Below are 22,718 nucleotides of genomic sequence, written 5' to 3'. Positions count from 1 at the left end.
CATACAAGTGCCATTCGAGGCAATCGAGTTCAGCCCGCGGAAACTTCGCGAAAGCTTCTTGGACGTGCCGCAGCGATCGCTCCGCCTCGCTCCATCCCCGCGAGCCGGAACACCTCCACCGCCTGCCACCCCCAGGAACAGCGCCAGGCCGATCAGCGCGTACTTCCTCCCCGGACGAGCCCGTTCGACGGCTCATGTGCCGCCGGGTTCTCGAAGCGTCTCGCCTGGAAGCGCCACCACAGCTTCCGCTGGTCCCCGCCGCCACCGCCACCGTCACCCCTCGTCCAGTGAAGGCATCAGGCCGGTCTGCACCAGCGGGTTGCCGCGCTGGCGCGACACGAAGATGCCTCGGCCCGCCGGCATCGGACGCGCCCGTACGCCGCCGAGGATGTCGCCCTCCTGCGGGTCGCCCGAGAGCAGCACCCCCTGCGCGCCCAGCTCCATCATCCGCTGCATGAACGGCTCGTACGAGGCCCTGCTCGCCCCCGCCGCGCTACGGGCGATGATGAAGCGCACACCCACGTCACGCGCGAACGGCAGTTGCTCCGTGAGCTTGTTGAGCGGGTTGCCGCTGGACGTGGACACCAGGTCGTAGTCGTCCACGACCACGAACACCGTCGGCCCGCGCCACCAACTGCGGTCGCGCAACTGCTGCGCCGTGACGTCGGCCGCCGGCGTACGGCGCTGCATCAGATCCGCCAGCGCGTCGACGTGGTGCTCCATGTTGTTGGACATCGGCACGTACTCCGCCAGGTGCGTCGGCGGCGTCACGTCCAGCAGACCGCGCCGGTTGTCGATGACGAAGAACTTGGCCGCGTTCCCGTCGTACCGCTGCGTCAACTGCGTGATCAGCAGCCGCAGCAGGTTCGACTTGCCGGACTCGCTCTCGCCGAACACCAGGAAGAACGGATCGCGGTCGAAGTTGACGAAGACCGGCTCCAGCAGATTCTCGTCGATCCCGAAGGCCACGCCGCGGTTCGGCTGCGCGCCCCCCGTCGGCAGCGTCGCCGCGTCCAGCTCGCGCGGGAGCAGCCGTACGTCGGGGGCGCCCGGCCCCGTCCAGTGCCGGCCGACCTCCTGCGTCATGGCGGCCGTCGCCTCCGACAGATCACTGTCGGAGTTGATGGAGTCGATCCGCGGCACCGCCGCCATGAAGTGCAGCCTCTCCGGCGTCAGACCCCGGCCCGGCACCCCCGTGGGCACGTTGACCGCCGCCTTGCGGTCCAGGTCGGAGTCCATCGTGTCGCCGAGGCGCAGCTCCAGCCGGTTCATCAGGTGGTCCTTGAGGTTGGCGCGCACCTCCATCGAGCGCGACGCCGTCAGCACCACATGGATGCCGTAACCGAGTCCGCGCGCCGCGATGTCCAGCACGGCGGGCTCCAACGCCTCATAGTCGGTGCGGAAGTTGCCCCACCCGTCGATGATCAGGAAGACATCGCCCCACGGCTGGTCGGTCAGCGAGATCTCGCCCCGTGCGCGCATCCTGCGGAACGTGTTGATGGAGTCGATCCCCGCCGTACGGAAGTACTCCTCGCGGCGCGCCAGGATCCCGTACACCTCGGCCGTCGTGCGCCGTACCTTCTCGGGGTCGAGCCGCGACGCCACCCCGCCGACATGCGGCAGTCCGGCGATCGACGACATGCCGCCGCCTCCGAAGTCCAGCCCGTAGAACTGCACTTCCTGCGGCGTGTGCGTCAGCGCGAACCCCGCGATGAGCGTGCGCAGCAGCGTCGACTTGCCGGACTGCGGCCCGCCGACGATCTGCATATGGCCCGCCGCGCCGGAGAAGTCCCGGTACAGGGTGTCGCGGCGCTGCTCGTACGGCTTGTCGACCACGCCCAGCGGTACGACGAGGCGCCCCGCGCCCTCGAAGCCGGGCTGGGTGAGCCCGCGCCCGTCCACGTTCGACAGGCCCGGCAGCAGCTCGTCCAGCGACGGCGGGTTGTCCAGCGGCGGCAGCCAGACCCGGTGCGCCTCGGCGCCGCGCCCTTCGAGCCGGCGCACGATCACGTCGAGCACCGTGTCGGCCAGCGCGTCGTCCTCCCCGCTGGTGCGCGCGTCCGGTACGGCGGGCCTGGCGGCCGGCTGCACGTAGTGCACCGGCACCGGCGCCGCGGTGAACGGCACGGGCCTGCGGTCGACCGGCAGCGGCCCCCCGGTGCCCGCGACAGCCTGCGCGTTGGCCCGGTACACCCCGGAGACGTACGCGGCCTTGAACCGCACCATTTCGTCGGTGCCGTACTTCAGATACCCGGAACCGGGCACGTTGGGCAGTTGGTACGCGTCCGGCACACCCAGGGCGGCGCGGGACTCCGCGGCCGAGAAGGTACGCAGACCCACGCGGTACGAGAGGTACGTCTCAAGACCGCGCAGCCGCCCCTCCTCCAACCGCTGCGACGCCAGCAGGAGATGAACACCCAGCGAACGTCCGATGCGCCCGATCTGGACGAACATCTCGATGAAGTCCGGCATGGCGGTGAGGAGTTCGCTGAACTCGTCGATGACCAGGACCAGCGACGGGATGGGCTGCAACGGGGACCCCGCCGCGCGCGCCTTCTCGTAGTCGTGGATGTTGGCGTAGTTGCCCGCGTCGCGCAGCATCTCCTGGCGGCGGTTGAGTTCACCGCGGATCGAGTCGCCCATGCGGTCGACCAGCGTGAGGTCGTCCGCGAGGTTGGTGATCACCGCGGCGACGTGCGGCATCTGCGACATACCGGCGAACGTGGCGCCGCCCTTGAAGTCCGCCAGGACGAAGTTCAGCGTCTCCGAGGAGTGCGTGACGGCGAGGCCCAGCACGAGCGTACGCAGCAGTTCGGACTTGCCGGAGCCGGTGGCGCCGACACACAGGCCGTGCGGCCCCATGCCCTCCTGCGCCGCCTCCTTCAGGTCCAGCATGACGGGCGCGCCGTCCTCACCGACACCGATGGGCACACGCAGCCGCTCCGCCTGCGAACGGGGCCGCCACGTACGGGTGACGTCGACGGACGCCGCGTCCCCGAGGTTCAGCAGATCGGTGAAGTCGAGGTTGGCGAGGAGCGGTTCGTCGTCGTCGCCGCCCGTCGCGACCCGCAGCGGCGCGAGCTGACGGGCGAGCGCCTCGGCGGCCTCCAGGCTCAGCCGGTCGGGCTCCCCGTCGTACACCATGCCGTGTCCCGACTCCAGCCGCAGCGAGTCGGGATGCACCACCACGGCCAGACTCCCGCGCGCCCCGGTGACCTCGCCGGGGACGACCTCGATGACCGTCACGCCCTGCAGCCCCTCGGGCGTCGCGAGCGCCGACACGGGGGGCAGCGACAGGCCGTCCAGGACGACGACGACGTGCGGCTGGTCCAGCAGGGGCTGCCCGCCGGGCTGGAAGCGCGGACGGCCCTCCAGCCGGCTCCCCAGCATCTCCTCCAGCTCCCGCACGTCGGAGGTGATCAGCCGGCGGCTGCCCGCCCCGTCACCGGGGCCGTGCGCCTGGACGTGCGGCAGCCACTTCGTCCACTCCCACCCCGGCGCCGCGCCCCGTCCGGTGACGACGGCGATGACCAGGTCCTCGGGGGAGTGCAGCGAGGCGAGCGAACCGACCATCGCGCGCGCCGTCGAGCGCACCGACTCCGCCTCGCCGGTGACCGTCAGGTGGTAGAAGGCGCGCAGCGAGACGGCCATCGGCAGACCGTCCAGCACGCTGTGCGCGTTGAGGAACTGCCGCATCGCCCCGGCGGTCAGCGGCTCCAGCTCGTCCACCGGCGCGGTCTCGGGGGCGATGAGCGGGGTGGCGAGCTGCTGACTGCCCAGCCCGATACGTACCTGCCCGAAGTCGTCGTCGGCGACCCGCCGTTCCCACACCCGGCTGCCCTCGGCGACCAGCGCCCACAACTGCTCGGGGGACGGGTGCAGGTAGTACTGCGCGTCCCGCTGCAGATGAGCGGTCCTCAGCACCGTACGCCGCGTCTGCGTCAGGTACTTGAGGTAGTCACGCCGCATGTCGGCGAGTTCGCCCTGGGTTCCGCGCCGGTGGCGCACCAGCATCGCGATGGCCATGGCGATCGTCGAGGCGATCATCACCATGCCCATGATCCGCATGATCGGATTCGGCGTCATGAAGAAGAAGACGACCGAACCGCCCATGCCCAGCATCGGCAGCAACTGCATGAGGGCACCCTCCTGCTGCCCTCTGGGCAGCGGCGGAGGGGGTTGCACCTGCATCTGCTCGCCCGGTACTTCGGCGGGCAGGGCCCGCGGCGGGCGCTTGACGACGATCTGACTCACTGCTCACCAATTCCCTTGCCGGACAGAAAAGTTCCCACCGGCGCCCCCGTGGCGACGGGCCTCCATCCGCGGGCAAGGATCCTACTTGCGTGGGGGCCCACCGTCCGGCGGTAGGGTGGCCGGACGCGTTTGCGTAGCGATGAACTTCCGCAAAAAAACGGGTCATTCGGAGCACAACGCGGGCATCGGGCGCATGGGGAACACACGAGGGGATGCAGCACGTGAGTATGACGGCCCAAGCGGCGGCCACAACCGGCCAGCCGGGCGCACCGACCCCGTCCGGCGGCGGGACCGGCTTCTGCCGGATCACCGTCGTCGCCCCGGACGGCCGCATCGACGTGGCACTGCCCGAGGACATTCCCGTCGCCGACCTCCACCCGGAGATCCTGCGGCTGTCCGGCCAGAGCCCCGAGGCGGGCGCCCCCGTCGGCTACCACCTGGTCCGCCGCGACGGCACCGTCCTCGACAGCGCCCGCTCCCTGGCCTCCCAGCGCATCCTCGACGGCGAACTGCTGTCGCTGCGCCCCTTCGCCGAGTCCCTGCCCCCGGCGGTCTTCGACGACGTCTCCGACGCCGTCGCGTCCGCGGTCGCCCGCGACCGCACCCTGTGGACCGACAGCGCCATGCGCGGCGCCGGACTCGTCGGCGGCTCCGTCCTGCTGACGCTGCTCGCCTTCGTGCTGTGGAACGCCGACCCCCTGCACGACGCGCACGGCCTGTCGGGCATCCTGGCCGGCGTCACCGCCGTCCTGCTGCTCGCCCTCGCCGGCGTACGGGCCAGGGTGTACGACGACCGCGGCTCGTCCGTCGCGCTCGGTATCGGCTCGATGGCCAACGCCGCCGTCGCCGGCTCCGGACTGCTGCCCTTCGCGGACGGACAGGGCATCGGCAGGCTCCAGTTCCTGCTCGGCTGCGCCGCCGTACTGGTCACCTCGGTGATCCTGGTGATCGTCACCCCCGCCGGTGACAGCCCCTTCGTCGCGTTCGCCTTCGCCTCCACCATCGGCCTCCTGGTGACGTTCATCGCCATCACGACCGACATGGCGCCCGCCGAGACCGCTGCCGTCTGCGCCGCGCTCTCCGTAGGAACACTGGCCTTCCTGCCCGGCCTCTCCACCCGCTTCGCCCGCCTCCCCATCGGCTTCGAGCCGCCCCGTACGGCCGCCGGGGACTACGGAGCCGACCCGGCGCCCCCCGCCCCCGTCGACCCCGTGCGCATCGCCGCCCAGGCCCGCCGCGGCCACGAGCTGCTCGTCGGTCTGGTCGGTGGCTGCGCGCTGGTGGCTGTCGGCGCCGCCGCCGTACTCGGCTTCTCCGACGGCGTGTGGGGCCAGCTCCTCGCCCTGGCCACGGGCGTCGCCATGCTGATGCGCGCCCACCTCTTCAGCTACACGGCGCAGGTCGGCTGCGCCCTCGCCGCCGGTCTCGGCGCTCTCGTCCTGCTGGGACTGGGGCTGTGCCTCAACCCCCCGGAGGGGTTGATCCGCGAGGCCCTGCGCGGTGACGGCGCGGCACTCGACATCCGTACGGTCTGGCTCACCGCCGCCATCGCCGGAATCGCCGCACTGATCATCGCCATCGGGCTGATCGTGCCGCGCAAGGGCGTCACCCCCTTCTGGGGCCGCTTCCTGGAGATCGCCGAGTCCTTCGTACTACTGACGGTCGTTCCGCTGTGCCTCGCGGTGTTCGACGTCTACCACTCCATCCGTGCGTTGACGTCCTGACTGGCTGGTACGCTGTGTGACGGCCGTTTGTGTACGCGTTCCGGTCTGTCCGGAAACAGCGACCCTCTCAACAACGGCAGCTCATCCCCGCCATCCGAGTAACCGAAGATCCCCAGCGAATTCGACCTGGGGCGCTCGATGGCCACGAAGACCTACGAGGAGTACGCGTGCCGCTTGCCGCCGCTACGAAGAAGCAGATCATGTCGGAGTTCGCCACCAAGGAAGGCGACACCGGCTCCCCCGAGGTCCAGGTCGCGATGCTCTCGCGCCGTATCTCGGACCTGACCGAGCACCTGAAGACGCACAAGCACGACCACCACTCCCGCCGCGGTCTGCTCATCCTGGTCGGCCAGCGCCGCCGCCTGCTGCAGTACCTGGCGAAGAAGGACATCCAGCGCTTCCGCGCGCTGGTCGACCGCCTCGGCATCCGCCGCGGTGCGGCCGGCGGCGCCAAGTAGCACGCCGTGAAGGGAGCGGTTCCCACACACCGGGAACCGCTCCCTTCGCCGTATGCGCACGAAGCTCAGTAATCTGTTCGCAGGAGCACAGCTCCCGGACACCACTGAGAAGCACGACGGAACACCCGCACAAACGAGTGTTCAACAGCACGATCAGCACCAGTCGTACGTACACAGCACCACCTCGTATGACAGAAGGCACCACCCACTGACGAGGGGAAGCGCCCCTCCGCCGCCGCCGGTCCTCGGTAGTGGCCCCCGGAACGGCGCGGCGAACGCCGCCAGCGGCCCACGCCGCCGCCCCGGGAGCTTCGATCGAAGACCGGCCCGCAGGAGCGCTTCTCCGCCTGTCCCCCGCCACACGGGCGCGGGACGAAAGACGACAAACGACGAGTATGGAGAACCACTGGTGGAGAACGAGACCCACTACGCCGAGGCCGTTATCGACAACGGCACGTTCGGCACCCGCACCATCCGCTTCGAGACGGGCCGCCTGGCCAAGCAGGCCGCCGGCTCCGCCGTCGCGTATCTGGACGACGACACCATGGTGCTGTCGGCCACCACCGCTTCCAAGAAGCCCAAGGACCAGCTCGACTTCTTCCCCCTCACGGTGGACGTCGAGGAGCGGCAGTACGCGGCCGGCAAGATCCCCGGCTCGTTCTTCCGCCGTGAGGGCCGGCCCTCCGAGGACGCGATCCTCACCTGCCGCCTCATCGACCGGCCGCTGCGCCCCTCTTTCAAGAAGGGCCTGCGCAACGAGATCCAGATCGTCGAGACGATCATGGCGCTCAACCCCGACCACCTGTACGACGTGGTCGCGATCAACGCCGCCTCCTGCTCCACGCAGCTCGCCGGCCTGCCCTTCTCCGGCCCGATCGGCGGCACCCGTGTCGCCCTGATCAAGGGCCAGTGGGTCGCGTTCCCGACGCACACCGAGCTCGAGGACGCCGTCTTCGACATGGTGGTCGCCGGCCGCGTCCTGGAGGACGGCGACGTCGCGATCATGATGGTCGAGGCCGAGGCCACCCCGAAGACGATCCAGCTCGTCGCCGACGGCGCCGAGGCTCCCACCGAGGAGATCGTCGCCGCCGGTCTGGAAGCCGCGAAGCCCTTCATCAAGGCGCTCTGCAAGGCCCAGGCCGACCTCGCCGCCAAGGCCGCCAAGCCGACCGGTGAGTTCCCGGTCTTTCTCGACTACCAGGACGACGTCCTCCAGGCCCTCACCGCCGCCGTCAAGAGCGAGCTGTCGCAGGCGCTCACCATCGCCGGCAAGCAGGACCGCGAGGCCGAGCTGGACCGCGTCAAGGAGCTCGCCGCCGAGAAGCTGCTCCCGCAGTTCGAGGGCCGCGAGAAGGAGATCTCCGGTGCGTACCGCGCGCTGACGAAGTCCCTGGTCCGCGAGCGCGTCATCAAGGACAAGGTCCGCATCGACGGCCGCGGCGTCACGGACATCCGTACGCTCGCCGCCGAGGTCGAGGCCATCCCGCGCGTGCACGGTTCCGCGCTGTTCGAGCGTGGCGAGACCCAGATCCTGGGCGTCACCACCCTCAACATGCTCCGCATGGAGCAGCAGTTGGACACCCTCTCGCCGGTGACCCGCAAGCGCTACATGCACAACTACAACTTCCCGCCGTACTCCGTCGGTGAGACCGGCCGCGTGGGTTCGCCCAAGCGCCGCGAGATCGGCCACGGAGCGCTCGCCGAGCGCGCCATCGTGCCGGTGCTGCCGACGCGCGAGGAGTTCCCGTACGCGATCCGCCAGGTCTCCGAGGCGCTGGGCTCCAACGGCTCGACGTCCATGGGCTCGGTCTGCGCCTCCACCATGTCGCTGCTGAACGCCGGTGTGCCCCTCAAGGCCCCCGTCGCCGGTATCGCCATGGGCCTGATCTCCCAGGAGATCGACGGCAAGACGCACTACGTCGCCCTCACCGACATCCTCGGTGCGGAGGACGCCTTCGGCGACATGGACTTCAAGGTCGCCGGTACGAAGACGTTCGTCACCGCGCTCCAGCTCGACACCAAGCTCGACGGCATCCCCGCCTCGGTCCTGGCCGCCGCGCTGAAGCAGGCCCGCGACGCCCGCCTCCACATCCTCGATGTGATGAACGAGGCCATCGACGTCCCGGACGAGATGTCCCCGAACGCCCCGCGGATCATCACCGTCAAGATCCCGGTGGACAAGATCGGTGAGGTCATCGGCCCCAAGGGCAAGATGATCAACCAGATCCAGGAGGACACCGGCGCCGACATCACGATCGAGGACGACGGCACCATCTACATCGGTGCCGCCGACGGACCGGCCGCCGAGGCCGCCCGCGCCACGATCAACGGCATCGCCAACCCGACCATGCCGGAGGTCGGCGAGCGCTACCTGGGCACGGTCGTCAAGACCACCACCTTCGGCGCGTTCGTCTCGCTGCTCCCCGGCAAGGACGGTCTGCTGCACATCTCGCAGATCCGCAAGCTCGCCGGCGGCAAGCGCGTGGAGAACGTCGAGGACGTCCTCGGCGTCGGCCAGAAGGTCCAGGTCGAGATCGCCGAGATCGACCAGCGCGGCAAGCTCTCCCTGATCCCCGTGATCGAGGGCGAGGACGAAGAGAAGACCGAGAACGACAAGCAGGACGACCAGAAGGACGAAGCCTCCCAGTGACGTTTCGTAGTTCCACGACGACGGCCCGCACCTCCTCGGAGGTACGGGCCGTCGCCCGTACCCAAACCCTCCTCCAGGGGCAGAACGGCATCGGCACCGTCCGCCGCACGACTCTCCCCGGCGGCCTGCGCGTCGTCACCGAGACTCTGCCGTCCGTACGGTCGGCGACCTTCGGCATCTGGGTGCAGGTCGGCTCGCGCGACGAGACGCCCACGCTCAACGGCGCCACGCACTATCTGGAGCACCTCCTCTTCAAGGGCACCAAGAAGCGCAGCGCCCTTGATATCTCCTCCGCCATAGACGCGGTCGGCGGCGAGATGAACGCTTTCACGGCGAAGGAGTACACCTGCTACTACGCGCGCGTGCTCGACACCGACCTCCCCCTCGCCATCGACATCGTGTGCGACATGCTCACCGGCTCGCTGATCGAGGCCGCGGACGTCGACGCCGAGCGGGGCGTCATCCTCGAAGAGATCGCCATGACCGAGGACGACCCCGGCGACTGCGTGCACGATCTCTTCTCGCACACGATGCTCGGCGACACGCCCCTCGGCCGCCCCGTCCTGGGCACCGTCGACACCGTCAACGCCCTTGACCGCGGCCGGATCGCCCGCTTCTACAAGAAGCACTACGACCCGACGCATCTGGTCGTCGCCGCCGCGGGCAACGTCGACCACGCCACCGTCGTACGGCAGGTACGCCGCGCCTTCGAGAAGGCCGGCGCCCTCTCCGATGCGGACGCCGTCCCCGTAGCCCCACGCGAGGGCCGCCGCGACCTGCGCACCGCCGGCCGCGTCGACCTGCTGGACCGCAAGACGGAACAGGCGCACGTCGTCCTCGGCATGCCGGGCCTCTCGCGCACCGACGAGCGCCGCTGGGCCCTCGGGGTCCTCAGCACGGCCCTGGGCGGCGGCATGAGCTCCCGCCTCTTCCAGGAGGTACGGGAGAAGCGCGGCCTCGCCTACAGCGTGTACTCGTACACCTCCGGATTCGCCGACTGCGGACTTTTCGGCGTCTACGCGGGCTGCCGCCCCGGCCAGGTCCACGACGTGCTGAAGATCTGCCGCGACGGGCTCGACCAGGTCGCGTCGAGAGGACTCAGCGACGAGGAGATCGGCCGCGCCGTCGGCCAGCTCTCCGGCTCCACCGTCCTGGGCCTGGAGGACACCGGCGCCCTGATGAACCGCATCGGCAAGAGCGAGCTGTGCTGGGGCACCCAGATGTCCGTGGACGACATGCTGGCGCGTATAGCGGCCGTCACCCCCGACGACGTGCGCGCCGTGGCCCGCGACGTACTGGGACAGCGCCCCTCCCTGTCGGTCATCGGCCCCCTGAAGGACAAGCAGGCCGACCGGCTCGACGAAGCGGTCGCCTGACCGCACCGCCTCACCCCGGCCTCCTAAGGAAGCAGAAGGAAACAGAGCGATGAGCACCAAACTGCGGGTGGCAGTTCTCGGCTCCAAGGGCCGGATCGGCTCCGAGGCCGTACGGGCCGTGGAGGCCGCCGACGACCTGGAACTGGTCGCCGCCCTGGACCGGGACGACGAACTGGCAGCCCTCGCCGACACAGGGGCCCAGGTCGCCGTCGAACTGACCGCGCCCTCCGCGGTGATGGGCAACCTGGACTTCCTCGTACGCCACGGCATCCACGCGGTCGTCGGCACCACCGGCTGGACCGACGACCGCCTGGCGCGGCTGAGGACACTGCTGGCGGACTCCCCGGGGACGGGCGTGCTCGTCGCGCCCAACTTCTCCATCGGGGCCGTCCTCACGATGAAGTTCTCCCAGGCCGCGGCCCGCTACTTCGAGTCCGCCGAGGTGATCGAGCTCCACCACCCGAACAAGGTGGACGCCCCGTCCGGCACCGCCACCCGCACCGCCCAGATGATCGCCGCGGCCCGCGCCGACGCCAACTGCGCGCCTCAGCCGGACGCCACGGTCACGGCGCTGGACGGGGCGCGCGGCGCGGACGTCGACGGTGTGCGTGTGCACTCCGTACGGCTCCGAGGACTGCTCGCGCACCAGGAGGTCCTGCTCGGCGGCGAGGGCGAGACCCTCACCATCCGCCACGACTCCCTGCACCACAGCAGCTTCATGCCGGGAATCCTCCTCGGCGTCCGCCGGGTGGTCGGCACACCGGGCCTCACCTACGGCCTGGAGCACTTCCTCGACCTGAACCTGCCGGGCTGACGGCCGTGCGCGCCAAGATCATGTACTTCGTCATGGCGGCGCTTCTCGTCGGCTACTTCGTCCTGGCCGGCGGCCGGGGCGTCGCGCTCATCGGGATCGGTACGCCGCTGACTGTCACCTTCGGGATCGCCGTACTGGTGCTGCCCGTCATCGGCGCCTGGTTCCTGTGGAAGAACACCCAGTTCGTCCGGCGGGCCAACCGCCTCGCCGCCGAGCTGGACGCCGAGGGCGGCCTGCCCGTGGACGAGCTGGCGCGCACCGCGGGCGGTCGTGTGGACCGGGCGTCGGCCGACGCCGTCTTCGCCGCCCGCCGCGCCGAGACCGAGGACACCCCGGGGGACTGGCGCTGCTGGTTCCGTCTCGCGGTCGCCTACCGCGACGCCGGCGACACTCCCCGGGCCCGTGAGGCGATGCGGCGCGCGATCGCGCTCCACGGGGCGGCCGAGCCCCGCGACGGCCGCGCGGTGACAGCCGGCTGAGCCGAGGGCGCCGCCCGCGCCGTGGCGGCCCCGGAGCCGATCAGCCCACAGGCCGTTCGGCTCCGCCCCGTCCCCGCGGACCGCTGCGTCCGGTCAACTCGCGACTACGGTGCGCCTGTTCAGTCGCGCCGGTACTCGTCGCCCCACGCCTCGACGGAGTCAGCCGCCCGGTCGAAAGCCTCGGAGCGCGACAGGAAGTCCGCGTTGTGATCCGTGAGCAGCAGCCGCTTCTCGCCGTCACGCAGTACGAGAAGGAGCCCCTGCCCCTGCACCGTCCGCGGCAGCCCCAGCCAGCGCACCGGCTGCTGCACCGTACGGACCTCCACGGCCTGTCCCCACGGCACGGTCTTGGTCATGAGCAGCCCCACGCGCCGTACGCCGTGCCTGCTGACCCACGCGCCCACCCGCAGCAGCCGCAGGGCGACGGCGATCATCACCAGCGCGATGCCGAGGCACACACCGGCGCCGGACACCGCCCCGGCGAACGCGATGATCATCGTCGCGAGCAGCACGAACGAGGCGAGCAGCAGAAGCAGCGCGGACGCGCCCACCCGCCACGGTCCCGGACGGTACGGGCGGCGCCAGCGGTCGTGGTCGTCGAACGGCAGCGCGACATCGTCGGTGGTCGCGTCAAACGCACGGTCGGCCGTCAGGAAGGGCAGGGGCACGACTGATCCTCACTCACAAGCACGCTCGATCGGGCGGTGCTGGCTGAGGTTATCGAGGAGCACCCGGGCAGGACCACTCAGGGGGGCCGGACGGGTCAGCGGCCCTGCGACGCCTCGGACTGCTGAGTCCGCCCGGAGGGCTGACCCGACTCGAGCGACGGCAGCCCGAACAGCAGCGAGCCCGCGAGCCCGGCCGCGACGACGAGCCCGACGAGTGTGCGACTCATCAGCTCGGACCGGCTGATCCGTTGTCTGGGAGGCGGAGTGACGTTACTGCGGAAGCGGTCGGCCTCGGCGACGAATGCGAACGGGACGGCCTCACGCCGGCGGAACATGGGGGAGAACTCCTCGTGGTCGTGCGATGGGTCGAAAGCCTGGGGCGGCAGCGAGCGAAGTGACCCGGTGCCGCTACCGAGTCAGACGCGTGGGACGGTCATTTGGTGCCCGATTTCGCCGAATTGGCGAACATCAGCACGGCGTCCGGACGCCCGTCGGGCCGGCCGGCCGGGCGGTGCCGCGCGCGGCGGGAGTTGTCAGTGCCTGGTCGTAGAGTGGGCGCGGCCCGTGAGACGTGACAGGAAGGACCCCGCAGGTGAGTGAGACCCCAGCAGAGACCAAGCCCAGTTTCCGCAGTGAGGTGACCGTCGACCTGGTGAAGCACACCGCGGGTGATTCGGACGTCCTGTGGGCCGCGCGGGTCTCCACCGCGGGCGAGCAGTCCCTGGAGGAGCTGTCCAAGGACCCCGAGCGCTCGAAGGGCCTCATCAATTTCCTGATGCGCGACCGCCACGGCAGTCCTTTCGAGCACAACTCGATGACCTTCTTCATCAGCGCCCCGATCTTCGTCTTCCGCGAATTCATGCGGCACCGGGTCGGCTGGTCCTACAACGAGGAATCGGGGCGCTACCGGGAGCTCCAGCCCGTCTTCTACGTCCCCGGCGCCTCGCGCAAGCTCGTCCAGGAGGGCCGCCCCGGGAAGTACGTCTTCGTCGACGGCACCCAGGAGCAGCAGGACCTCACCGAGCGCGCGATGACGGAGTCGTACCGCCAGGCGTACGAGGCGTATCAGGAAATGCTGGCGGCCGGCGTCGCCCGCGAGGTGGCCCGCGCGGTGCTGCCCGTGGGCCTCTACTCGTCGATGTACGCGACGTGCAACGCGCGCTCCCTGATGCATTTCCTCGGGCTGCGCACACAGCACGAGGCGGCGAAGGTCCCGTCCTTCCCGCAGCGTGAGATCGAGATGGTCGGCGAGAAGATGGAGGAGCAGTGGGCGCGGCTCATGCCGCTCACGCACGCCGCCTTCAACGGCAACGGCAGGGTGGCGCCGTAAGGCGTCGGCGAGGGTCCGAAGGGCTGCCGTTGCGCACAGATGTGCGCACTCTGGCGCCAAGTGTCCGGATTGCGGCGTTTCGAGAAGTTCATCTAGGCTGATCAAACGGACCCGGCACTGCCTGAACCCCCGAGCAGTCAGTGCCGGGCTCCGTACACCACTCGTCGGAGGGAGTCATTCCCCCGCGTCACGGGCAGCTCCCCGGCCCCCCGTCACCCCATGGCCCGCACCAGCACCGCGGGCCCACGACCTGCCCGTGTGCCCCCGAGGGGACACGCCGAGCCGAGCAACGAGTAGCGTGTTACCCATGGCTCCGATCTCCACTCCGCAGACCCCCTTCGGGCGGGTCCTCACCGCCATGGTCACGCCCTTCACGGCGGACGGCGCGCTCGATCTCGACGGCGCCCAGCGACTCGCCTCCCATCTGGTGGACGCAGGCAACGACGGCCTGATCATCAACGGCACCACCGGCGAGTCCCCGACCACCAGCGACACGGAGAAAGATCAGCTCGTACGGGCCGTCCTGGAGGCGGTCGGCGACCGGGCCCATGTCGTCGCCGGCATCGGCACGAACGACACCCGGCACAGCATCGAGCTCGCCCGCACCGCCGAACGCACCGGCGCACACGGCCTGCTCGCGGTGACCCCGTACTACAACAAGCCCCCGCAAGAAGGCCTCTTCCGGCACTTCACGGCCATCGCCGACGCCACCGAGCTGCCGGTGATGCTGTACGACATCCCGGGCCGAAGCGGCGTCCCCATCGACACCGAGACACTCATCCGTCTCGCCCAGCACCCGCGTATCGTCGCCAACAAGGACGCCAAGGGCGACCTCGGCCGGGCGAGCTGGGTCATCGCACAGAGCGGCCTTCCCTGGTACTCGGGCGACGACATGCTCAATCTTCCGCTCCTCGCGGTCGGCGCCATCGGCTTCGTCTCCGTCGTCGGCCACGTGGTCACACCGGAACTGCGCGCCATGCTCGACGCGCACGTCTCCGGCGACGTCCAGAAGGCCACGGAGATCCACCAGAAGCTGCTCCCCGTCTTCACCGGCATGTTCCGTACGCAGGGAGTCATCACCACCAAGGCGGCGCTCACCCTGCAACACCTGCCGGCCGGCCCGCTGCGCCTCCCGCTCGTCGAGCTCACGGAGCACGAGACGGCGCAGCTCAAGATCGATCTCGCGGCCGGCGGGGTAGAGCTGTGACAGAGGCATCGCCTTCACGAACACGATTCATGAACCAGGTTTCATGAATATCGAAAATTTCGAACTTCACAACTGAATAACCGAACACACGAAAGTGCTGGGCATTCCGCCCACTCGGACAACAAGCAAGTGCAACAGCAAGTGCACGAATGTCACGCGCGCCACGTGCCTCAGCGGTACGTGGCGTGCGTGGTGAGGAGAGTCTTTTGAGTCATCCGCATCCCGAACTCGGCGCCCCGCCGAAGCTGCCCAAGGGCGGCCTGCGCGTCACCCCGCTCGGTGGCCTCGGCGAAATCGGCCGCAACATGACGGTCTTCGAATACAACGGCCGGCTGCTGATCGTCGACTGCGGCGTCCTCTTCCCCGAAGAGGAACAGCCGGGCATCGATCTGATCCTGCCGGACTTCACCACCATCCGTGACCGCCTCGACGACATCGAGGGGATCGTCCTCACGCACGGCCACGAGGACCACATCGGTGGTGTCCCCTTCCTGCTCCGGCTGAAGCCGGACATCCCTCTCATCGGCTCCAAGCTCACCCTCGCCCTGATCGAGGCGAAGCTCCAGGAGCACCGCATCCGCCCGTACACCCTCGAAGTGACCGAGGGCCACCGCGAGCGCATCGGCCCGTTCGACTGCGAATTCGTCGCGGTGAACCACTCGATCCCGGACGCGCTGGCCGTCGCCATCCGCACTCCCGCGGGAATGGTGGTCCACACCGGCGACTTCAAGATGGACCAGCTCCCGCTGGACCGCCGGCTGACCGACCTGCCGACCTTCGCCAGGCTCGGCGAGGAGGGCATCGATCTGCTGCTCTCCGACTCGACCAACGCAGAGGTGCCGGGCTTCGTCCCGCCGGAGCGGGACATCTCGAACGTCCTGCGGCAGGTCTTCGGCAGCGCCCAGAAGCGGATCATCGTGGCGAGCTTCGCCAGCCACGTCCACCGCATCCAGCAGATCCTCGACGCGGCCCACGAGTACGGCCGCAGAGTCGCGTTCGTCGGCCGTTCGATGGTCAGGAACATGGGGATCGCCCGAGACCTGGGCTACCTCAAGGTCCCGGCCGGCCTCGTGGTCGACGTCAAGACGCTCGACGACCTGCCGGACAGCGAGGTCGTCCTCGTCTGCACCGGCTCCCAGGGCGAGCCGATGGCCGCGCTCTCGCGCATGGCGAACCGCGACCACCAGATCCGGATCGTCCCCGGCGACACGGTGATCCTGGCGTCGTCCCTCATCCCGGGCAACGAGAACGCGGTCTACCGCGTGATCAACGGCCTGACCCGGTGGGGCGCGAACGTCATCCACAAGGGCAACGCCAAGGTCCACGTCTCGGGCCACGCCTCGGCCGGCGAGCTGCTGTACTTCTACAACATCTGCAAGCCGAAGAACCTGATGCCGGTGCACGGCGAATGGCGCCATCTGCGCGCCAATGCCGAACTCGGCGCGCTGACCGGGGTCCCCAAGGACCACATCGTCATCGCCGAGGACGGAGTGGTCGTCGACCTGGTCGACGGCAAGGCCAGAATCGTCGGCAAGGTCCAGGCGGGTTACGTGTACGTCGACGGGCTCTCCGTCGGCGACGTGACCGAGACGTCCCTCAAGGACCGCCGCATCCTGGGCGACGAGGGCATCATCTCCGTGTTCCTGGTGGTGGATTCGACGACCGGGAAGGTCGTGGGCGGCCCGCACATCCAGGCACGCGGCTCCGGCATCGAGGACTCCGCGTTCGCCGCCGTCATCCCCAAGATCGAGGAGATCATCGGGAAGTCGGCCTCGGACGGCGTCGCCGAGCCGCACCAACTCCAGCAGTTGGTACGGCGATCGGTGGGCAAGTGGGTCTCCGACACCTACCGCCGGCGCCCGATGATCCTGCCTGTGGTCGTCGAGGTCTGACCCTCGGTTCCACCTCAACACCGGAGCGGGGCCCCCGATTTGCTTCGGGGGCCCCGCTCCAGTAGGTTTACGGCTCCACCTGAACGGGAACGCCGGGGCAGTCAACTGTCCCAAGTCGCGTACCGGACCGGGTGGGAATTCCGACTCAGAATCTCTGATAAAGTCGGATTCGCCGAAAGAGAGACGCGAAAGCGGATATCTGAAAGCGTTCCCGCTGACTGGGAATCAGGCGCCGAAAGGTTCTGATAGAGTCGGAAACGCAGGACAGCAAGACCGAAGGGAAAGCCCGGAGGGCCCGGAGACGGGGTCGAAGGAAGCGTCCGTTCCTTGAGAACTCAACAGCGTGCCAAAAGTCAACGCCAGATATGTTGATACCCCGACCTCGTCCACATTCTGTGGGCTGGGGTTGAGGTTCCTTTGATAGAAACACAGCGAGGACGCTGTGAACGGCCGGTCTTATTCCGACTGGTTGTTCCGCTCTCGTGGTGTCACCCGATATCGGGTAAACATTCACGGAGAGTTTGATCCTGGCTCAGGACGAACGCTGGCGGCGTGCTTAACACATGCAAGTCGAACGATGAAGCCTTCGGGTGGATTAGTGGCGAACGGGTGAGTAACACGTGGGCAATCTGCCCTGCACTCTGGGACAAGCCCTGGAAACGGGGTCTAATACCGGATAATACTGTGCCCCTCATGGGGGATGGTTGAAAGCTCCGGCGGTGCAGGATGAGCCCGCGGCCTATCAGCTTGTTGGTGGGGTAATGGCCTACCAAGGCGACGACGGGTAGCCGGCCTGAGAGGGCGACCGGCCACACTGGGACTGAGACACGGCCCAGACTCCTACGGGAGGCAGCAGTGGGGAATATTGCACAATGGGCGAAAGCCTGATGCAGCGACGCCGCGTGAGGGATGACGGCCTTCGGGTTGTAAACCTCTTTCAGCAGGGAAGAAGCGAAAGTGACGGTACCTGCAGAAGAAGCGCCGGCTAACTACGTGCCAGCAGCCGCGGTAATACGTAGGGCGCAAGCGTTGTCCGGAATTATTGGGCGTAAAGAGCTCGTAGGCGGTCTGTCACGTCGGGTGTGAAAGCCCGGGGCTTAACCCCGGGTCTGCATTCGATACGGGCAGACTAGAGTGTGGTAGGGGAGATCGGAATTCCTGGTGTAGCGGTGAAATGCGCAGATATCAGGAGGAACACCGGTGGCGAAGGCGGATCTCTGGGCCATTACTGACGCTGAGGAGCGAAAGCGTGGGGAGCGAACAGGATTAGATACCCTGGTAGTCCACGCCGTAAACGTTGGGAACTAGGTGTTGGCGACATTCCACGTCGTCGGTGCCGCAGCTAACGCATTAAGTTCCCCGCCTGGGGAGTACGGCCGCAAGGCTAAAACTCAAAGGAATTGACGGGGGCCCGCACAAGCAGCGGAGCATGTGGCTTAATTCGACGCAACGCGAAGAACCTTACCAAGGCTTGACATACACCGGAAAGCATCAGAGATGGTGCCCCCCTTGTGGTCGGTGTACAGGTGGTGCATGGCTGTCGTCAGCTCGTGTCGTGAGATGTTGGGTTAAGTCCCGCAACGAGCGCAACCCTTGTTCTGTGTTGCCAGCATGCCTTTCGGGGTGATGGGGACTCACAGGAGACCGCCGGGGTCAACTCGGAGGAAGGTGGGGACGACGTCAAGTCATCATGCCCCTTATGTCTTGGGCTGCACACGTGCTACAATGGCCGGTACAATGAGCTGCGATACCGCAAGGTGGAGCGAATCTCAAAAAGCCGGTCTCAGTTCGGATTGGGGTCTGCAACTCGACCCCATGAAGTCGGAGTTGCTAGTAATCGCAGATCAGCATTGCTGCGGTGAATACGTTCCCGGGCCTTGTACACACCGCCCGTCACGTCACGAAAGTCGGTAACACCCGAAGCCGGTGGCCCAACCCCTTGTGGGAGGGAGCTGTCGAAGGTGGGACTGGCGATTGGGACGAAGTCGTAACAAGGTAGCCGTACCGGAAGGTGCGGCTGGATCACCTCCTTTCTAAGGAGCACTTCTCACCAGATTCGTTCGGGGCTTGGTCAGAGGCCAGTACACCGGCGACTGTCCGGTGCTGGTTGCTCATGGGTGGAACGTTGACTATTCGGCACAGTTTTTCAGGGTTTTCCAAGTACTGCTTCGGCGTGGAACGGGAATGCTGGGAGGCTGGGCCGGGCGCGCTGTTGGGTGTCTGAAGGTACGGGCGGCGTGAGCTGTTTGTGTCTTCGGGATGCCGGCCCCGGTGAACTCACTGTGTATGCGGTGGGGTGGCGGGTGGTTGGTCGTTGTTTGAGAACTGCACAGTGGACGCGAGCATCTGTGGCCAAGTTTTTAAGGGCGCACGGTGGATGCCTTGGCACCAGGAACCGATGAAGGACGTGGGAGGCCACGATAGTCCCCGGGGAGCCGTCAACCAGGCTTTGATCCGGGGGTTTCCGAATGGGGAAACCCGGCAGTCGTCATGGGCTGTCACCCGTACCTGAACACATAGGGTATGTGGAGGGAACGAGGGGAAGTGAAACATCTCAGTACCCTCAGGAAGAGAAAACAACCGTGATTCCGGGAGTAGTGGCGAGCGAAACCGGATGAGGCCAAACCGTATGTGTGTGAGACCCGGCAGGGGTTGCGTATACGGGGTTGTGGGAGTGCACTTGATCAGTCTGCCGGCTGGTCGGAGAGTCAGAAACCGTACAGGTAGGCGAAGGACATGCGAAAGGTCCGGCGTAGAGGGTAAGACCCCCGTAGCTGAAATCTGTACGGCTCTCTTGCGTATTTCCCAAGTAGCACGGGGCCCGAGAAATCCCGTGTGAATCTGGCGGGACCACCCGCTAAGCCTAAATATTCCCTGGTGACCGATAGCGGATAGTACCGTGAGGGAATGGTGAAAAGTACCGCGGGAGCGGAGTGAAATAGTACCTGAAACCGTGTGCCTACAAGCCGTGGGAGCGTCGCTGGCAGCACTTGTGCTGTCAGTCGTGACTGCGTGCCTTTTGAAGAATGAGCCTGCGAGTTTGCGGTGTGTTGCGAGGTTAACCCGTGTGGGGAAGCCGTAGCGAAAGCGAGTCCGAACAGGGCGTCATAGTAGCGCGCTCAAGACCCGAAGCGGAGTGATCTAGCCATGGGCAGGTTGAAGCGGCTGTAAGAGGTCGTGGAGGACCGAACCCACCAGGGTTGAAAACCTGGGGGATGACCTGTGGTTAGGGGTGAAAGGCCAATCAAACTCCGTGATAGCTGGTTCTCCCCGAAATGCATTTAGGTGCAGCGTCGTGTGTTTCTTGCCGGAGGTAGAGCACTGGATAGGCGATGGGCCCTACCGGGTTACTGACCTTAGCCAAACTCCGAATGCCGGTAAGTGAGAGCGCGGCAGTGAGACTGTGGGGGATAAGCTCCATGGTCGAGAGGGAAACAGCCCAGAGCATCGACTAAGGCCCCTAAGCGTACGCTAAGTGGGAAAGGATGTGGAGTCGCAGAGACAACCAGGAGGTTGGCTTAGAAGCAGCCACCCTTGAAAGAGTGCGTAATAGCTCACTGGTCAAGTGATTCCGCGCCGACAATGTAGCGGGGCTCAAGCGTACCGCCGAAGTCGTGTCATTCGTACATATAGCCTCAACGGGCGTGCGGATGGGTAGGGGAGCGTCGTGTGCCGGGTGAAGCAGCCGCGGAAGCGAGTTGTGGACGGTTCACGAGTGAGAATGCAGGCATGAGTAGCGATACACACGTGGGAAACGTGTGCGCCGATTGACTAAGGGTTCCTGGGTCAAGCTGATCTGCCCAGGGTAAGTCGGGACCTAAGGCGAGGCCGACAGGCGTAGTCGATGGACAACCGGTTGATATTCCGGTACCCGCTTTGAAACGCCCAGTACTGAATCAGGCGATGCTAAGACCGTGAAGCCGCCCTGAGCTCTTCGGAGTGTAGGGGAGTGGTGGAGCCGTCGGACCAGACTTGTAGTAGGTAAGCGATGGGGTGACGCAGGAAGGTAGTCCAGCCCGGGCGGTGGTTGTCCCGGGGTAAGGGTGTAGCCCGAGAGATAGGCAAATCCGTCTCTCATTGCAGGGTGAGACCTGATGCCGAGCCGATTGTGGTGAAGTGGATGATCCTATGCTGTCGAGAAAAGCCTCTAGCGAGTTTCATGGCGGCCCGTACCCTAAACCGACTCAGGTGGTCAGGTAGAGAATACCGAGGCGTTCGGGTGAACTATGGTTAAGGAACTCGGCAAAATGCCCCCGTAACTTCGGGAGAAGGGGGGCCATTTCCGGTGATCACTCTTGCAGTGTGAGCTGGGGGTGGCCGCAGAGACCAGCGAGAAGCGACTGTTTACTAAAAACACAGGTCCGTGCGAAGCCGTAAGGCGATGTATACGGACTGACGCCTGCCCGGTGCTGGAACGTTAAGGGGACCGGTTAGTCACATTTCGGTGTGGCGAAGCTGAGAACTTAAGCGCCAGTAAACGGCGGTGGTAACTATAACCATCCTAAGGTAGCGAAATTCCTTGTCGGGTAAGTTCCGACCTGCACGAATGGCGTAACGACTTCTCGACTGTCTCAACCATAGGCCCGGTGAAATTGCACTACGAGTAAAGATGCTCGTTTCGCGCAGCAGGACGGAAAGACCCCGGGACCTTTACTACAGTTTGATATTGGTGTTCGGTTCGGCTTGTGTAGGATAGGTGGGAGACTTTGAGATCGGGACGCCAGTTCCGGTGGAGTCGCCGTTGAAATACCACTCTGGTCGTGCTGGATGTCTAACCTGGGTCCGTGATCCGGATCAGGGACAGTGTCTGATGGGTAGTTTAACTGGGGCGGTTGCCTCCTAAAGAGTAACGGAGGCGCCCAAAGGTTCCCTCAGCCTGGTTGGTAATCAGGTGTTGAGTGTAAGTGCACAAGGGAGCTTGACTGTGAGACCGACGGGTCGAGCAGGGACGAAAGTCGGGACTAGTGATCCGGCGGTGGCTTGTGGAAGCGCCGTCGCTCAACGGATAAAAGGTACCCCGGGGATAACAGGCTGATCTTCCCCAAGAGTCCATATCGACGGGATGGTTTGGCACCTCGATGTCGGCTCGTCGCATCCTGGGGCTGGAGTCGGTCCCAAGGGTTGGGCTGTTCGCCCATTAAAGCGGTACGCGAGCTGGGTTTAGAACGTCGTGAGACAGTTCGGTCCCTATCCGCTGCGCGCGCAGGAGTCTTGAGAAGGGCTGTCCCTAGTACGAGAGGACCGGGACGGACGAACCTCTGGTGTGCCAGTTGTCCTGCCAAGGGCATGGCTGGTTGGCTACGTTCGGGAGGGATAACCGCTGAAAGCATCTAAGCGGGAAGCCTGCTTCGAGATGAGGACTCCCACCCACTTGATGGGGTAAGGCTCCCAGTAGACGACTGGGTTGATAGGCCGGATATGGAAGCACTGTGAGGTGTGGAGTTGACCGGTACTAATAGGCCGAGGGCTTGTCCTCAGTTGCTCGCGTCCACTGTGTTAGTTCTGAGACAACGAACGACCGTGTTTTTTCCGGTTGGTTCAGTGTTTCATTGTGTTTCGGTGGTCATTGCGTTAGGGAAACGCCCGGTTACATTCCGAACCCGGAAGCTAAGCCTTTCAGCGCCGATGGTACTGCAGGGGGGACCCTGTGGGAGAGTAGGACGCCGCCGAACAATTTTTGGGGAATGCCCCGCACCTTCTGGTGCGGGGCATTCCTGCGTTCAACAGCCTTTCGCAGCCGGCAGTTTTCAGCACACCGCGCTTCGGGTATGATCTCTCTCGTTGCCCCGCCCCAATAGCTCAGTCGGTAGAGCGTCTCCATGGTAAGGAGAAGGTCTACGGTTCGATTCCGTATTGGGGCTCCAGC

12 protein-coding genes, 1 tRNA gene and 3 rRNA genes are annotated in these 22,718 nt (G+C 66.5%); 13 read left to right on the top strand and 3 right to left on the bottom strand.

Going from position 1 to position 22,718, the window contains the following annotated elements; genetic code table 11:
• Positions 1-273: 273 nt before the first annotated feature.
• Positions 274-4,254 carry a type VII secretion protein EccCa gene (eccCa, locus tag OG329_RS09775; RefSeq protein ID WP_405794169.1) on the bottom strand — a complete coding sequence of 1,327 codons (3,981 nt, stop codon included), beginning with the start codon at positions 4,252-4,254 and terminating at the stop codon, positions 274-276.
• 227 nt (positions 4,255-4,481) lie between these two features.
• Here eccCa and eccD point away from each other — a divergent pair, with 227 nt between their 5' ends.
• The 6 genes from eccD to OG329_RS09745 all read left to right on the top strand — a co-directional run bounded on the left by eccD (position 4,482) and on the right by OG329_RS09745 (position 11,755).
• Positions 4,482-5,978, top strand: coding sequence for a type VII secretion integral membrane protein EccD (gene eccD / locus OG329_RS09770; protein WP_405801732.1), 1,497 nt, complete (start codon positions 4,482-4,484; stop codon positions 5,976-5,978).
• 167 nt (positions 5,979-6,145) lie between these two features.
• Positions 6,146-6,436, top strand: a complete 291-nt coding sequence (rpsO, locus tag OG329_RS09765; protein ID WP_023538273.1) for a 30S ribosomal protein S15 — start codon at positions 6,146-6,148, stop codon at positions 6,434-6,436.
• 409 nt (positions 6,437-6,845) lie between these two features.
• The gene (locus tag OG329_RS09760) at positions 6,846-9,086 is read left to right on the top strand and encodes a polyribonucleotide nucleotidyltransferase (RefSeq protein WP_405794168.1); all 2,241 of its coding nucleotides are present in this window, start codon (positions 6,846-6,848) and stop codon (positions 9,084-9,086) included.
• Entirely contained in the window at positions 9,083-10,462 is a 1,380-nt protein-coding gene (locus OG329_RS09755; RefSeq protein ID WP_405794167.1) for a M16 family metallopeptidase, read from the top strand. The genes OG329_RS09760 and OG329_RS09755 overlap by 4 nt, the downstream gene beginning before the upstream one ends.
• A 49-nt stretch (positions 10,463-10,511) precedes the next feature.
• Positions 10,512-11,276, top strand: coding sequence for a 4-hydroxy-tetrahydrodipicolinate reductase (gene dapB / locus OG329_RS09750; RefSeq protein ID WP_405794165.1), 765 nt, complete (start codon positions 10,512-10,514; stop codon positions 11,274-11,276).
• A 5-nt stretch (positions 11,277-11,281) separates the two neighbouring features.
• On the top strand, positions 11,282-11,755 hold the full coding sequence (locus tag OG329_RS09745) for a tetratricopeptide repeat protein (RefSeq protein WP_405794163.1): 474 nt from the start codon (positions 11,282-11,284) through the stop codon (positions 11,753-11,755).
• A 119-nt stretch (positions 11,756-11,874) separates the two neighbouring features.
• On the opposite strand, the gene OG329_RS09740 is transcribed toward OG329_RS09745, so the two are convergent.
• Together OG329_RS09740 and OG329_RS09735 are read right to left on the bottom strand one after the other, a co-directional pair.
• The gene (locus tag OG329_RS09740; protein WP_405794161.1) at positions 11,875-12,423 is read right to left on the bottom strand and encodes a hypothetical protein; all 549 of its coding nucleotides are present in this window, start codon (positions 12,421-12,423) and stop codon (positions 11,875-11,877) included.
• Between the two features lie 95 nt (positions 12,424-12,518).
• Positions 12,519-12,758 (bottom strand): hypothetical protein, encoded by a 240-nt coding sequence (locus tag OG329_RS09735; protein WP_405794160.1) that lies wholly within the window; start codon positions 12,756-12,758, stop codon positions 12,519-12,521.
• Positions 12,759-13,015: 257 nt separating this feature from the next.
• Between OG329_RS09735 and thyX the strand changes: the two genes are divergently transcribed.
• From thyX to OG329_RS09700, 7 genes are all read left to right on the top strand, one after another.
• Positions 13,016-13,753, top strand: coding sequence for an FAD-dependent thymidylate synthase (thyX, locus tag OG329_RS09730; protein WP_405794158.1), 738 nt, complete (start codon positions 13,016-13,018; stop codon positions 13,751-13,753).
• 307 nt (positions 13,754-14,060) lie between these two features.
• Positions 14,061-14,960, top strand: coding sequence for a 4-hydroxy-tetrahydrodipicolinate synthase (dapA, locus tag OG329_RS09725; protein WP_405794156.1), 900 nt, complete (start codon positions 14,061-14,063; stop codon positions 14,958-14,960).
• A gap of 206 nt (positions 14,961-15,166) precedes the next feature.
• Positions 15,167-16,852 (top strand): ribonuclease J, encoded by a 1,686-nt coding sequence (locus OG329_RS09720; protein ID WP_405794155.1) that lies wholly within the window; start codon positions 15,167-15,169, stop codon positions 16,850-16,852.
• A 509-nt stretch (positions 16,853-17,361) separates the two neighbouring features.
• Positions 17,362-18,885, top strand: a 16S ribosomal RNA gene (locus OG329_RS09715).
• A gap of 317 nt (positions 18,886-19,202) precedes the next feature.
• Positions 19,203-22,328 (top strand): 23S ribosomal RNA (locus OG329_RS09710).
• A gap of 79 nt (positions 22,329-22,407) precedes the next feature.
• Positions 22,408-22,524 (top strand): 5S ribosomal RNA (gene rrf, locus OG329_RS09705).
• Together the 16S, 23S and 5S rRNA genes with 1 tRNA gene alongside form the textbook arrangement of a ribosomal RNA operon.
• Positions 22,525-22,640: 116 nt before the next feature.
• A tRNA-Thr gene (locus OG329_RS09700) sits at positions 22,641-22,716 on the top strand.
• The last annotated feature ends 2 nt before the right edge of the window (positions 22,717-22,718 follow it).

Origin of the sequence: Streptomyces sp. NBC_01506 (assembly GCF_045040295.1) — a bacterium.
Taxonomy (GTDB): domain Bacteria; phylum Actinomycetota; class Actinomycetes; order Streptomycetales; family Streptomycetaceae; genus Streptomyces.
This window is presented reverse-complemented; position numbering and strand designations above follow the sequence as displayed.

Excerpts from the sequence above, each read along its gene's own strand:
- dapB (WP_405794165.1), top strand. The coding sequence starts at position 10,512 with ATGAGCACCAAACTGCGGGTGGCAGTTCTCGGCTCCAAGGGCCGGATC.
- dapA (WP_405794156.1), top strand. The coding sequence starts at position 14,061 with ATGGCTCCGATCTCCACTCCGCAGACCCCCTTCGGGCGGGTCCTCACC.
- OG329_RS09735 (WP_405794160.1), bottom strand. The coding sequence starts at position 12,758 with ATGTTCCGCCGGCGTGAGGCCGTCCCGTTCGCATTCGTCGCCGAGGCC.
- eccD (WP_405801732.1), top strand. The coding sequence starts at position 4,482 with ATGACGGCCCAAGCGGCGGCCACAACCGGCCAGCCGGGCGCACCGACC.